The organism is Pseudoalteromonas aliena (genome assembly GCF_038155085.1).
In the GTDB taxonomy this organism is placed as follows: Bacteria; Pseudomonadota; Gammaproteobacteria; order Enterobacterales; family Alteromonadaceae; genus Pseudoalteromonas; species Pseudoalteromonas aliena_A.
On sequence record NZ_JBAKAU010000001.1, the window covers coordinates 115832 to 129681 of the forward strand.

The 13850-nt window shown below is 41.2% G+C and carries 19 protein-coding genes; all 19 read left to right on the plus strand.

The window, feature by feature from the left end; all coding sequences use genetic code 11:
- The 19 genes from V6260_RS00565 (at position 1) to V6260_RS00650 (ending at position 13625) form a co-directional block, all read left to right on the plus strand.
- Positions 1 to 450, plus strand: coding sequence for a phage protein (locus V6260_RS00565; protein WP_341592001.1), 450 nt, complete (start codon positions 1 to 3; stop codon positions 448 to 450).
- A complete protein-coding gene (locus V6260_RS00570; protein WP_341592002.1) occupies positions 450 to 1070 on the plus strand; it encodes a hypothetical protein in 621 nt (206 codons plus the stop codon). Before V6260_RS00565 ends, V6260_RS00570 begins: the two co-directional genes overlap by 1 nt.
- A 2-nt stretch (positions 1071 to 1072) precedes the next feature.
- Positions 1073 to 1360, plus strand: a complete 288-nt coding sequence (locus V6260_RS00575) for a putative phage tail assembly chaperone (protein WP_341592003.1) — start codon at positions 1073 to 1075, stop codon at positions 1358 to 1360.
- A gap of 23 nt (positions 1361 to 1383) precedes the next feature.
- A complete protein-coding gene (locus V6260_RS19645) occupies positions 1384 to 1524 on the plus strand; it encodes a DUF6890 family protein (RefSeq protein WP_425355700.1) in 141 nt (46 codons plus the stop codon).
- A 3-nt stretch (positions 1525 to 1527) separates the two neighbouring features.
- Positions 1528 to 3678, plus strand: a complete 2151-nt coding sequence (locus tag V6260_RS00580; protein ID WP_341592004.1) for a phage tail tape measure protein — start codon at positions 1528 to 1530, stop codon at positions 3676 to 3678.
- Positions 3678 to 3983, plus strand: a complete 306-nt coding sequence (locus V6260_RS00585; RefSeq protein ID WP_341592005.1) for a DUF2590 family protein — start codon at positions 3678 to 3680, stop codon at positions 3981 to 3983. The genes V6260_RS00580 and V6260_RS00585 overlap by 1 nt, the downstream gene beginning before the upstream one ends.
- Positions 3983 to 5134: a baseplate J/gp47 family protein gene (locus tag V6260_RS00590; protein ID WP_341592006.1), complete on the plus strand. Its 1152-nt coding sequence runs from the start codon at positions 3983 to 3985 to the stop codon at positions 5132 to 5134. The genes V6260_RS00585 and V6260_RS00590 overlap by 1 nt, the downstream gene beginning before the upstream one ends.
- Positions 5127 to 5651: a hypothetical protein gene (locus tag V6260_RS00595; RefSeq protein ID WP_341592007.1), complete on the plus strand. Its 525-nt coding sequence runs from the start codon at positions 5127 to 5129 to the stop codon at positions 5649 to 5651. The genes V6260_RS00590 and V6260_RS00595 overlap by 8 nt, the downstream gene beginning before the upstream one ends.
- Entirely contained in the window at positions 5648 to 6481 is an 834-nt protein-coding gene (locus tag V6260_RS00600) for a phage tail protein (protein ID WP_341592008.1), read from the plus strand. The genes V6260_RS00595 and V6260_RS00600 overlap by 4 nt, the downstream gene beginning before the upstream one ends.
- Positions 6482 to 7459 carry a hypothetical protein gene (locus V6260_RS00605; protein WP_341592009.1) on the plus strand — a complete coding sequence of 326 codons (978 nt, stop codon included), beginning with the start codon at positions 6482 to 6484 and terminating at the stop codon, positions 7457 to 7459.
- 2 nt (positions 7460 to 7461) lie between these two features.
- Positions 7462 to 8013 carry a hypothetical protein gene (locus tag V6260_RS00610; RefSeq protein ID WP_341592010.1) on the plus strand — a complete coding sequence of 184 codons (552 nt, stop codon included), beginning with the start codon at positions 7462 to 7464 and terminating at the stop codon, positions 8011 to 8013.
- Complete coding sequence (locus tag V6260_RS00615; protein ID WP_341592011.1) at positions 8006 to 8329, plus strand: DUF1353 domain-containing protein; 324 nt, start codon at positions 8006 to 8008, stop codon at positions 8327 to 8329. The genes V6260_RS00610 and V6260_RS00615 overlap by 8 nt, the downstream gene beginning before the upstream one ends.
- A gap of 10 nt (positions 8330 to 8339) precedes the next feature.
- Complete coding sequence (locus V6260_RS00620; protein ID WP_341592012.1) at positions 8340 to 9038, plus strand: hypothetical protein; 699 nt, start codon at positions 8340 to 8342, stop codon at positions 9036 to 9038.
- Positions 9035 to 9517: a hypothetical protein gene (locus V6260_RS00625; protein ID WP_341592013.1), complete on the plus strand. Its 483-nt coding sequence runs from the start codon at positions 9035 to 9037 to the stop codon at positions 9515 to 9517. Before V6260_RS00620 ends, V6260_RS00625 begins: the two co-directional genes overlap by 4 nt.
- Positions 9514 to 10209 carry a hypothetical protein gene (locus V6260_RS00630; RefSeq protein WP_341592014.1) on the plus strand — a complete coding sequence of 232 codons (696 nt, stop codon included), beginning with the start codon at positions 9514 to 9516 and terminating at the stop codon, positions 10207 to 10209. Before V6260_RS00625 ends, V6260_RS00630 begins: the two co-directional genes overlap by 4 nt.
- On the plus strand, positions 10191 to 11138 hold the full coding sequence (locus V6260_RS00635) for a hypothetical protein (protein ID WP_341592015.1): 948 nt from the start codon (positions 10191 to 10193) through the stop codon (positions 11136 to 11138). The genes V6260_RS00630 and V6260_RS00635 overlap by 19 nt, the downstream gene beginning before the upstream one ends.
- Positions 11139 to 11271: 133 nt before the next feature.
- Positions 11272 to 12171, plus strand: a complete 900-nt coding sequence (locus V6260_RS00640; RefSeq protein ID WP_341592016.1) for a hypothetical protein — start codon at positions 11272 to 11274, stop codon at positions 12169 to 12171.
- Positions 12172 to 12304: 133 nt separating this feature from the next.
- A complete protein-coding gene (locus V6260_RS00645) occupies positions 12305 to 12589 on the plus strand; it encodes a hypothetical protein (RefSeq protein WP_341592017.1) in 285 nt (94 codons plus the stop codon).
- A gap of 628 nt (positions 12590 to 13217) precedes the next feature.
- Positions 13218 to 13625, plus strand: a complete 408-nt coding sequence (locus V6260_RS00650; RefSeq protein ID WP_341592018.1) for a hypothetical protein — start codon at positions 13218 to 13220, stop codon at positions 13623 to 13625.
- Positions 13626 to 13850 lie beyond the last annotated feature (225 nt).

Sequence of the window (13850 nt, forward strand, 5' to 3'; positions counted from 1 at the left end):
ATGCAAAAAGTATTAGGCGGAAAAGACTTCGACATATTCATTGGTGATTCAATGGTGCATGTAATTGAAGCATCCGTAAAAATCACTGATGGTCGTGTAGCAAAAATGGTGCGTGGTATTCCTAAAGGGTTTGTTGATGGCCCTGTATCGGGTGAAGTCACGTTAAAACTCGACCATGAAAATTGGTTAATTGTGCAGGCGCAAGCTGAAAAAGCTGGCAGCTGGAAAGGCATTGAACCATTCGATGTGGCGTTTAATGCTGAAGTAACCGCTGGCAAAAAGAACATCGAAGCGTTTGGTTGTTTGCCTCAACTAGAGGATTTACTCAACATTAAAGCCGAAGGCGGGGAAGAAGATACCACATCAATTAAGTGCCCAATCACCAGCCCTGATTTTGTAAAAATCAACGGTGTACCGTACCTAACTGACGATGAAGTGAGAGACTTGTAATGACTAAAGCCATTCGTAAACTCACTGCAACAGCATTAATAAGCACCCTGCAAGCCTGTGGTTATCGTGTGTTTGAAGGGGAACTTAACCTAAATGTGATAGGTATTCGCCATGCAAATACACGCGCTAACACGTTTAACGATGTTATGTGTGTGCTGTATCAGCAAAAGGGTGAGTGGCAACTAAAGCAGTTTAAGGCCACCACAGATGCAGGCCATTACTGGCGTAAACACCCAATGAACATAGATGGCACGGCAGTACTTATTGCTGGGCAACATAAAAGTTTATGGACGCTGGGTTATCACCAGGGCAAGTACCGCGCTCTTGTTCAACATAAACCCGTTGTTGTACTTCGTGACAACAACAAAGACACCGAGTTAGACACGGACGTCACACCAGAGGCTCAACTACAGCAAGGTTATTTTGGCATTAATTGCCACCGCGCAAACAGCCAAACCACATCAACCCAAGTTGATAAGTGGTCTGCCGGTTGCCAGGTGTTTGCAAGCCCTAATGACTTTGATGAGTTTATTGCTTTGTGTGAGCAATCCGCTGCCAAGTATGGCCCTTATTTTACATACACCTTGCTAGAGCAAGCCGACATTAAAGAGAGTAATTGATCATGGCGTTTGAGAAAAATATCACAATTGAAACACCTGTAGGCGAAATCACATTTAACGTAAATGGCGCTGACTACAACAAATACATTAATTCGACTCAGCCTAATAACAAAGTACAGCCAGCCACTAACTTTGTTTTGAATACCGTTGTTGAAGCAGATGCTGAAAAGTTAAAAGAACTGGTGCAACAACCAGGCGCGGCTTTGTTTTTAGTCGGTGCGATTGTTGAAGAATATCAACCTGAGTTTAATTTCACGGTAAAGAAATCGAAAGCCGAGCCAAGCAAATAGGCAAAAGCCGGCTTGATCAGTTACTGGCGTATCACGCTAAGTATTTTAGCAACCTGCCAGTAACCGACGAAAGCTTAGCCCAGGCACTTTACCTTGAAACCCAACAGCAAGAAAACTTAGCAATAGCGGTAAACAACGGCATATGCCAAGTACTCAGCGAGTAATGAATGGCCACACTCAGTAAATTAGACAAACTTACTTATTCAATCGGCATCATCGATAAGGTGACGGGGCCGGTTAATAAGGTGATGGCTAAAATTAATCAGCTGAGTCAGCAAACTGCCGCCGCGCAAGACCAAATGATGCGCGGTGGAGCCACGGCCGTTGGCGGTGGTTACGCCTTGGCAAAATCATTAGCGCCCGCTATTGATCAAGTAGCTGCTTTGGGAGAAGTGCAATCAGTTGGTGCTCTCAGTGATGCGCTTGATGAATTAAATGGTAAGGGGCTACAGTTTATTTCAGAGTTTGGAGGCAAAGCACCAGACTTTGTTAGAAGTGCATACAAAATTCAGCAGGCAGTAAAACCAATCGGCGGAGAGCTTGCGGAGATCACGCGTCTTTCAAATCTAACGGCTGTAGCTTTAAGAACAGACGCTAACACCGTATCGGATACCTTTGGGAAAATATACAACAGTAATAAGCAGTATGCAGATAAAGTTGGGAAGGTTAATTTTTTCAGTGAAATAGCTGGAAAAATGGCATACATGCAAGGCAGCTTTAGTATGGAAGGCAAGGACGTAAATGCTGCACTAAGCAAGTTAGGTAGTAAAGCGACTGCTAAAGGTGTTGATTTAAATGAGCAACTGGCCGTTATTGGTGTTTTGAAAGACTATACAAAATCAGGCAGTGCGGCCATGGGGGTTTATGGGGGGTTCTTAGATAAAATAGGCACTGCTGAAAAAGCGTTAGATATAGATTTTTATCAAAACGGAAAGTTGTTGGAAACAGATAAAATAATCCAAAAGATAAACTCAAAGTTAGAAGGCGCGACTAAAAGCCAGCGAGAGAATATTCTAGATAAAGTTTTTGGAGCAAGTGGGCGGGGCTTAGTCGATCACTTAACAACGCAGATTGGAAGAGTGACGAGTGAAACTAAAAAATTAACCCAGATAAAAGATCATGGCGAGGCTGAAAAGCTCGCAAAAATTATTGCAAGCCCGTGGGATAGATTAGGCGGCTCGTTTAATGCGGCGGCTACGGCTATGGGGAGTCGATTATTACCCGTTGTTGAACCGTTCGTTGAATTACTGGCAGCAGGCTTTGCGGGCATTGTGTCGCTAACTGAGCGCTTTCCTATTTTATCCAGTGTTATTGCAACGCTTGTGGTGGGCATTGTGGCGCTTATCTCTATTTATGGCGTGGTCATGTTTACGATGGGCCTATACAAAATGGCGCTGGTAACGAGTGGTGCGATCACGATGGGCTTAACAGTTATAACTAAATTATGGCAAGGCGCACTCATCGCGTTACGTGTGTTGGGCTTTTTATCACTGATCGCCACCGTTGGTGCAGCCGCTATTGCCTTTGGTGCGTTTAGAGGCGTTATGCTCGCAGGCCAAGCCGCCACGTGGTTGTTCAATACTGCATTACTGGCTAATCCAATTACCTGGATTGTGTTAGGTGTTATGGCACTTATTGCTGCGGTTGCGGCTTTAATCTATTACTGGGATGACCTAGTAGCTGCGTTTTCGCAAACTGCTTGGGGCAAAGCCCTTATGGGTGTTTTTGATGTTGTAAAAGCGGCATTTAATGGCGTGATAGACAGCGTTAAGTGGGTGCTTGAAGCACTTGGTCTAATTGATGAAACCGAAGCTAAAATAAAAACAGATGTTGTCACTACAAGCGACAACATTAGTAAAGCAACTTCACCGTTACCAACCAACGTACCTGCAGCGAATGACGCGGCGTATTTTACAAACCAACATAAAACCCAGCCTGCACAACTCACTGAGCGTGAGGCGTCTATTAATGCATTTAAGTTTACCAGTCAGCAGTTACCACCTGTGCCTACTGATATAAATGCTCGCGCAAACCCTCAAGCATTAGCGCGTAGCCAGGCATTAATAAACAGTGCTTTTCCGGTTGCTGCAGCAAACGACAATGCCGAAAAAGCAAATCAAATAAGTGTTGAGCAGCAAGCAACAGCCTATAAGCCAAAAGTACAAAAGTCGGCTTACTTACAAAGCTTAACGAACAACAACAGTAATACACAAAATAGTAATCGCGATCACAGCAAGCGCGTGTATATCGACAACTTAACGGTTAAGTCAGACGACCCAATCAACAGTATTGAACAACTGATGGAGTTAGCAGGCTAATGGCAACGATAAATATTGATTTAAACATCATAGATAACGACATTGCGCTTGATGGTTTTGCCGTGCCAAGCCAGTTAACTAACAGCGATGTGATAGCACAAGACATAAAACACCGAATAATCGAGAGTCGAAAGCTCACTGAGCTTATTGGTCTGCGCAATAAAAATATTGTTGCAAAAGTACTTACCGAAATAGAACTGATCGTTGAACAAGACGAGCGACTAATACCCGGTACCATAAAAGTGATTAAGCAGCTAACGGGTGAAATAAGCGTAACGGCCCATACCATTGAAGGGGCAATTTAATGGACTATACCCAAATATTTAAGCAAGAACTAACCAATGCTGGCATTCCCGTAACCAATGAAGAACTGCAAGCACTTTGGCAAAAGCATGTAGACCAGGGCGAATTTACGGTAAGTAATACGAGTACGTTTAGCCCGTTTTTTCGTTTGCAAAAATCAATCATGGTTGAACCGGCAGAGCAGCTTATCAGTAGTTTAATTACCCATGTAATGCCTAACTCATTCGTAATGCTTGCTAAAGATGAGTGGTTAGAGCAGCACGGACAAGGGCGTAAAACAAGCAAGTTACACGCAGTAAAAGCTCGCGGTGTTATTACGTTTACCCGAGCTGATACCGACACCGAGTTAACTCTTCCTGCTGGTACCGTTATTGAAAGCTTACCAATAAACGGCCAAGTGTATCGTGTGTTCACTTTATACGACCAAGTTTTTGCAGTGGGTGAAGCAACGCACAATGTGCCTGTACAAGCAGATAAAACAGGGCAAAGCTACAATTTAGCCGCCGGCTATTATGTGCGTGTTATTTCAGATATTGAAAACCTAACTGCTACAAATAATGCCGATTGGCTGACCACTGCAGGGCAAGATATTGAAACCGACGATAACTACCGTTTGCGCATACGTGATGCGTTTTCGTCATTAGGGAGTTATCACGTTGATGCGGTGTATCGCTCTATTATTTCTGCCTTTACGGGTATATCAGTCGATAACATTGTATTTGAAAAAAACGCACCACGGGGCCCCGGCAGTGCCAACGCCTATGTATTTTTAGATGTAGGTGACATTAGCCCCGCCTTGCTCAATCAAATTAATAATCATATTGCAGCGGGTAATCATGGCAGCGGTGACGACTTACAAGTATTTGCTATTAATAAACAGCCATTTGATATAGCGGCTAACTACCAACAGCACCCAAACACCCAAAATCGCAGTGCCGATATCGAGCAATTTATACGTGCCGCATTTAGACAAAATGCAGCTTATAAAAGCGTAACTAAATGCGCGCCTAACGAGCTGTTTAGCTTTAGCCAATTAGCCACCGAGTTACACACACAATTTAGCGAACTTAAAACAATTCGTTTTGAAAACGACGATATTAACTGCGAACTGTGGTTGCCAGCTATTAGCAGTATGGTGCTAAACAATGAGTAATAACTTAACGCCCGAACTACCTATTTGGCTTACAGAGAAAAATGCAACAGCGCTTGCAAGCGTTGCCCAAAACTATTGGCAAGAAATAGAAAGCTATTTGTTTTGGTGGTTAGCACAGCAGCACAGCGAGAATGCACAAACCGCTATTCTAGATTTACTGGCATGGGAGCGCAGCATTAACCGCCTGCCAGGTGAAAGCTTAGAGCTTTATGGTATGCGAGTAAAACACGCGTTCGCAAATGCAACCGATGCGGGTTCAAACGTGGGGATGGAGCAAATATTTAAACGCCTGGGCTTTGGCTTTATTCAAGTAAACGAACGCGTGCCCGGCTTTGATTGGGACATGGTAGAAATAGCCATGCTAGAGAATGAATTTAGCGGTAAAGAGCCGTTAATAAACGAAGTAATTAAACAGTATGGGCGCACATGCAGACGCTACTTTTTAAGTGCGATGGCAACAGTTGATACAACCGATGCAATCGGACTCATTGAATGCGACCAAGAGGTAATAGGGTGAGCCAATTACAAATAACAAACGCGGGCTTAGATTACCGCAACGCGGTATTTGCCGGTGATGAAGTGCAAAACATTACACATTTTGTATTTGCCAACATTAATGGCCAAGACGAAACCGCACCGATTGACTCAAATACCACGATACCTGCAAACATTGTGCATACAGAGCCGGTTAAAGCGGTATCTCGCATTGATGGCAATGCCATCGTAATGAGCGCGGTAATGGGCTACGACGTAGGCGACTTTGAATATAACTGGTATGGCGCAATAGCAACAAAAGCCAATAACGAACAGATACTTATCGCGGTAGTAACCACCGCACTACAAAGCAAAACCAAAACCACCGGCGAGGTATACGGTAACTACAGTTCAAAAAGTATTGTGTGGCGAAGCCAAAACATAGCAGCGCAACTAAACATCACGCTAAGCGCGTTGCCGTGGCAAGTGCAAGTAGGCGAGTTTGTAAGTGCCGCTGAATTTGCAGCACATGATCATAGCCAGTATTTAAATAAAACGGTATTTAATGCCTTACTCCCGTTTGTTACTCAGCCAAACATAAGCTTATTCAACCGTCATAACATTAATGATAGCAATGAATATACAGCACCACTATTGGGTATTGATGATGCTGAATTACAAAATAATGACTGGTTTTCAGTGCGAGCAAGCAACGGCCAACCCGTTATTAAGCAAGCGAACACTGATGCTGAAACTGCCAAGTTTAAGCGCTTAGCCGATGGCGCAATTGATACCCAAGTAATCATTGTTGCTGATGATAAAAACGAGCGTGTATTTGTGTATAACAAAATAGATAACGTGTGGGAGTTTTAAATGGATAGCATAGTTACACAAGCAAGCGATGGCTTTGATAAAGATGGTAATTTTTTAAACGGCCAAACGCATTTGTTACCGTGGCCTAAAGTAATTCGGCATAATTCTATTTATGATATGCAAAGTAGTGATCCACAGCCAGCACTAGAGGACGCATTACCGTCACCTTTTGGTGATGGGTGTATGTATACGCACGTAGATGGAAATACAAAAATAATAAGTAAATATGACCGTGATGGTGAACTCTTATGGACGTTTAATGCGAAAACATTAATGTCTAATGTTGATGATATTTATTTACTTCACTTCTATGACGATGGCGTAAATAAATGGCTAGTCGGCGCGATGGATAATAGCGACAATAACGCTAAAGCTTTTAGGTTGAACATAGATGGTTCTGGTGGTGTTCTTTCGCCCTTTTACCTACCTATAGTGGGTTTCGTATCGTCCTTTGTAACACTGGAAGACGGTTCTTTATACACCACAGTTTCTTATGGAGCTAATAAATACGCTTACTCAATAGACTTTGAAACAATGGGGCATATTGAAAGGGCATCTAACGACGTTGCTTTATTTGGAAGTGCTTTTGCAACGCCTCTATTTAATGGCTCTGTACTTTTTGCTAGCTCAACATTACAAACATCAAGCGGTACGGGTTCAACTGGTACTAATGGTTATGCTTCAAGTTTGACTGTTAATTTTGCCGTAAATCCGGACTTAACATTTACAGAAGCTAAGCGCCCGAAAAGACTGCTAAGAACAGAACATGTGCATGCTATTTCATCTCTATACGCCGCCCCCGTTCAATTATCAAAAGATATATTTTATTGCCCACCGAGAGATAGTGAGACTATTTCAGGCTTTGCAGCACATGCGTATCAGGCGCGTTTTTATACACGAAGCGAATTGGAAGCATGGGTTTCAAATTGTATCTATGCCAGCACTGGCTATCGAATACCGTTAAGTAGCGAGGTTTAATTATGAAATTATTAATTAAAATTAATGCTGGTTTAGTTGAGCCACAATTACCAGATAAACCAGACTTTTTTACATCAAAAGTATCCGTTGTTATTGATGGTGAGCTATATCTATTTGCTGATTACTCAGGCTCTAAAGATCTTGCTAGTGATTACAGTGTTGAAGATTATTTAGCAGCGGTTGAAGCCGCTAAACCACAAGCCCCACAAATAACAGAGCTAACAAACGTAAGCGTAACTGGTGAGCATGTAACACTTGGCACAGGTGGTATTTGGTGGCTACCAATTAATAAGCAATTTACGCTTACTGCTAACGCTCGGCTAGAAGATATGGAAATGATGATAATCATTGAGCGCGTAGTAAACGGCAGTGATGTAATAGACGATTTACGTGCTAAAGCGAGTATAGTTGACGGCCTAATTACGATTACTTCAAAGTTTGCTCAATCTGGTAATTACCAAATAACAAGCGAGCGTTTAAATGCAGGGCTTGAAGCGGTTAATGCACCGTTCCGTTTAGCATTTTCTAAAGTGGAGTTTGACGCATATGTTTAGCATTAAACTTAATTTTATAAGCGCAGGTAAAGCACAGTTATTAGAGCCTCTTAAAACTGAGTTTGGTGAAGTGCATAAGTCGTTTTTAACCGATGGTTTTAGCTTGCCGTGGTATGCGCGTTGGTTTCACAACCCATTCGGCAAAGGCTTAAAAGCCGCCATTTGGCACGACTACGCATTAAAAGCAGGGCGTAAAAACCCGCACCGCGAGTTTTTTACATTACTTAAAAGTGAAGGTGTAGCGCTTTATAAAGCTTACCCGATGTGGTTTTTTGTGTGGGCGTATGCTCAGTACAAAGCACTGCTAATGGGGTGAGTGCTATAGTATGCAAATACCACATTCATTTAATACCCAAAGTAGGGCGGTACTTAACGCGGCGTGTACGCAGGTCAATGTTATTTCACTTAACAGCTACCAAACGCCAAGCTTAATAACTGGAGCTGCGGGTAGCACATTGCTGGCAGCTGCAATAAATGACGCGACACGCCAACAACGGCCAAGTGCATTTAATGCCGTCATACTCAGTTGCAGTGCAAATACTCCGGCACAACTTGCTAATAAATTAGCTGAGTTTAACCAACATTGCCCCTTAGCTGTGTTTACCCATGCGGCGGATCATGCGTTGAGTTTATCAACACTCGATACAGATAAAATGCGCTTACCTACCACAGAGCAATCAATAGAGTGGCAACACGTTAATAATTGCTGTGCACTGCCGGCACTTGCTAATGCTTTTAACGATAAAAGCTTAGCATTGGTTAATGACGAAAGCGCAAACCTAATTACAGATATTGATACAGCTCTGGCACTTACGACGCAATTAAAAGCAAAGCGGGATCAGCGTTTAACTAACTCGCTATTTGTAACCTGTGACAACTTAACGGTAACGAACAGTAATGCACAAAGCGCTCGAGGGCTTGCACAGCAAATACAAACCCTTGGCAATAACGACAAGCATTGGGCTTACTGTGCATTTGTAGGCAGTAGCGAAAATATTAAAACGATTAAAGAGCTATTCGCATGATCACACTTAATGGTTGGCAAGTACCAGGCTACGAAACGCGTATAAATTGTGGCATAAAATTACCCAGCGACGACTTAAGCGGCTTAGGCTCGTTTACATTATCAAACGATAAAGGCATTAAGCCAGGCGTTGTTTCAATCACCACCAAAATACCGTTTGTTAATGCCAGTGAATTAGCCGAGCTTGTGAGTAATGCAAAGCAAGTGGATGAAAACGGAGCACGTTTAATTTTTACCATTAACAGCGACGTAACTGAGGCCTATAAAATACGTAAAGCCAAATTTGATGGTGAAGTAAATACCACTGAACTCGAAGACGTTAAAGCCTGGCAAGTGACATTCAAATTACTAGAAGTACTTTCTACTGCAGAGCGTAATCAGCAGCAAATTGATGGCAAAGCAAAAGAGAACAGCCAAACCCAAGCGGTAGACGGTCATGCCACAGTACAAAATGCATTTGATAAAAGCGAAGGACCATGAGCAGCAGCCGGCTAATTAAAACCCTCACTATTGGTGGCGAACCCGTCATCAATTTAGTGAGCGATAATATTCAACTCGACTTGTACAGTACAGGCCGTGCAAGCTTTGTCGTGGTAACAGAGCAAGAGCCGCAAGGTTTAGTTGAGTTACATATAGGCTATGCTATTGATAACATGCAGCCGTATTTTTTAGGCGTGATTGAAGCAAAGCACCAAAGTAATGGTCGCTGGTTTTTAACCTGCCGTGAACTTGTTGGTGCATTATCATTTCCTCATAATTTTGCAATACGCCATGCCACGTTAGCTAACGTATGCGATGCACTAAGTAACATTGGTATTGAATTTATTTACCCTGATACTGATTACACTCATACACCGGTACCCGCGTTTTATCATCAAGGCACAGGCATTGAAGCACTGCGCCAGTGCGAGCATGTATTTAGTATTCCTGATTTTATATTTCAGCAACGCCCCGACGGTAAAGTATACGTTGGCAGTTGGCACGACTCACGTTGGATGCAAAGCGAGATAACCGACTTTGAAGAACATCCAATAAAAGTAACTGGTGCAAACACAGGCTCGATAGTGGCAACGCCAAAACTAAGGCCAGGCATAAAATTAAATAACCGCTTTATAACCGAAGTAACACTTAGTGAAAACAAACAGGTGATCAGATGGTCAAAAACGCTATAAAGCGCTTAGTGCTGCGCTACTTTCCAGAGCTAGGCCAGCGCAAGCACTTACCCCAGCTCGCGCGTATTGAACGTATTTACGATATACCCGCGACCGCAACAATTAGCAGTGCCTTTAGGCCACTAAAAGCCGCCGACGTACAGCTATTAAACCCACTTACAGGCGAGCCATTAGCTGTGCCTATATTTCAGCAAGTAACACTCGGCACAGGCCAAGCCTCTGATCATGGTTTACTAAACGAGCCCGCGCCAGGTATGCAGTGTTTAATACAGTACATCGATGGCCTAAACAGCCACCCCGTAATCACCAGCTTATTACCTTGGCAAAGCCTAGTGCCAGAGCACAAACGAACAGACGTAACGCTACAGCAAAATAGCCGAAGTAAGCTACAAGGCCGAGACGGCAACTGGCACACCACAACCGACGGTGACATAACCCAAACAAGCGATACCAGTAAAATTAAATCGCGCAACCGCGAAGAAATTTACCATCAACGCAACTGCAGCATAGATGCACACGACACGCTAAAAATTGACGGCAACCAAATAACCGAAGTCATGGGCGCCCTAAAAACAGTAGTAGGTAAAAAAGCATTAATCACAGCGCTTGAAGGGTTGTTACTTGGCAGTAAAAAACAGATAGATATTAAAGCCCATGAGAACATGAGCTTAGAAACGCTCAAAACCTTACATGCTAAAGCCACTGAACTGGCAAAGATAGAAGGTAAAACAGTGTGGTTGGGAGATAGCTCAGTAAACGTAGCACAAGTACTACTAGATTTAATAAGCCTGGTCGAACAAATGAACCGGACTTTATCAACGCATACACATAACTCACCGCTACCAACCCCAACAGAAAAAGCTAATTTCGTGAGTTATGGAAATGAGGCTAAAGGGCTAAACGGAAAATTAGAGCCTATAACTGAATAGTTTAGTCTCTAGTTATAGTAATATCTTAGGTAATTTGTTAAAACTGTATAAAGATAAAAAATGAGCGCTACATAAGCATGCGTTATTTTTACTATGAAATTGTTAGCTTTTCTCAGTATTAAAAGGATTTATCGTGCCAATTAATAAAAAATCTAAAATAAAACAAGAGCGATTAGATGCTACCTTAGAAAAATATCGAGAAGCACTTGGCTGGCTTGAAAAAAAAGGGTTTAACATAAAAAATAGCCGACTGGCTAAGTATGATAAAAGTTATAAAAAGTTGCTAGATAACTGGGGGAAAGAAACTTTTAAAGAGATTATTGAGAATAAGTCATATTCCAGCTCTGTTTATGAAGTTTATGAAGTCATTCAGATCCATCAAAGGCTGATTGAATTTGATAACAAAGAAGTTAATGAGAGTATTAAAAAACTATTATCAGGTGTAGAACTATATGAAGAGGATGATTTAAAAATTAAACCATCCTCTGCACGCGATTTTTCGTTCGAATTATATATGGCAAGCTATTTTAAAAGAGCTGGTTATAGCTTGAGCTTTAATACAGTAGCCGATTTCAACGCATATGATAAAAAAGATTCATTTTTTGTTGAATGTAAGAGACCCGCTAAAGAAGAGACGTTTGGGAAAAATATAGAGAAAGCGCTCAAGCAGTCTGCAAAACGCTTTTTAAGTGATAGCAAGCGGTGCCAAAAAGGGATTGCGGCAATTGATATTTCGCATTTATTAAACCCGAATCATGAGTTTCAAGTAATAGAAAGCCTAAATGAAACTTCAGATTATTTAAGTGTTGCTGATGAAATTTACTCTCCAATGATAAAAGAACACTTTGATAAATATGGTGAAAACTGCGTAGCAGTTATTCTTAATTGGCGCCTTCCAATGTTACATATACCAAACCAGCAACTAGGTTTATACAACAAGGTATTTAGTGTTCCTATATTCAACTCAAATTCTACCTCTGAAGAGGCATTTAAGAGGATGAGCCAAAAGTTAACGAACTCTGTCGGGATTTAAAAGCTACCCCTAAGTCATTTAGCAGCAAAAGTCATCTTTGACTCGTGTTCGTACCTAACTTATTTGAGATTAAGTTAATTTGCCGCTCATAGCAGCGGTGATAATATAATCAATCGGTTTTTAAGGAGTTAAGATGAAAAAATTAGTTAGTATTAGTCTAATTTTGTTAGTATCCGCTTGCGCACATACATCAGGAGTTGTCCCTCTAGGTGATGATTCTTTTTTGATTTCAAGGTCTGAAAAAGGATTTGATGTTACAGGTTCTGCGGTAAAAGCTGATGCTATTAAAGAGGCTAATAAATATTGCGAATCAAAAAATGAAGTCATTAAAATAATTAAGGTAACTCAAAAAGATATGGTTCCATTCAAATCAGATGCACAAGCTGAAATTGAATTTAAATGTATAGCTCGAATCTAAAGCCGCATAACAATCACCTAAGATTTATTCGTTTAATCAATTCTAAACTTGTCATAAAGTTTGTGTGAAAAGAGTTGCATACCTACCTGCTACAAGAAATTAAATTATGTAGCCCTTCACTGGAGCCATTCATCAATTGATCAACTATCTCTAATGCGGTTACTCCTATGATGAGGAGGCAATGGTGTGTATATATGCGTGTATAAAAATAAACTTTATTTATTTATATTTCTTATATATCAGTTTGTTAGTGTTTTTTACTCATAGTCGTGCCAATAGATTGTTGCTTGATTTTGCTCTTGATATGCCATGCTGAAAACCCTGAGTAGTTAACTTAAAAGCGCCTAAATACGCGCCAAGTTACTAAAATAATGAATTATTAAGATTATGGCATATGGGCGGAGGAGTTTATAGGTTTGCGATTGATAAGGGAGTTAAATTAGTTGGTGTTTACTATCATAGTTAATGTACTTGCTATGAATTGCTTACTAGTTTGGCATTAGACTAAAGTCTATAGGTTAGATTTATTCACTTATTAGGTTTGTTTTAATCGTTTGTCGTTTTTGTGGTAATTCACTAAAGTTCAGTTGTCGGCAACAAGCACGGCTTAACCAACAGGACTACGACCATGAAACTTACTCTTATCAAAACTATCGCTCTTAGCTCACTACTTACATGTTCAGCTGCTGCAATGGCTGAGCAAAGTGATTACAAATTAATGGTTATTGAAACTGCAACAGCGCCACAGCCACTTGAGCAATCATTTAATAGCTGTGCACTGAATGTTAAGTCAAAAAATTACGCTGAGGCTGAAGCAATTTGTACTAAAGCAATTGCGCTTTTAAAAGACGCAGATGGCCCTAAATTTAAAGTACGCCAACTTACGTCATTCGCATTAAGCAACCGTGGTGTCGCACGTTTAAAAGCGAACAACGACACTGCTGGCCTTGCTGATTTATACGAAGCAAACCAAATGTCTTCAAGTACAATGGTATCGCACAATTTAACTCGCGCTAAAGAAGAGCTTTCTTTATAAGTACTTTATAAAATAGCGAGAGTAAAAAAGCCCATGTTAGGTTAATTCCTAACATGGGCTTTTTTGTTTTATTAAATGCGTAGGCTAATACGCTAAATACATTAATATTTTGGGTATGCTTGTTTAGGCTACACGAATATAATGCGAGATAAGCGTATAAAAAATAATAACCCTTCTGCTTTGCTTATTTTGAGCAAGGTATCATTAAATAAATATTGAGATTTA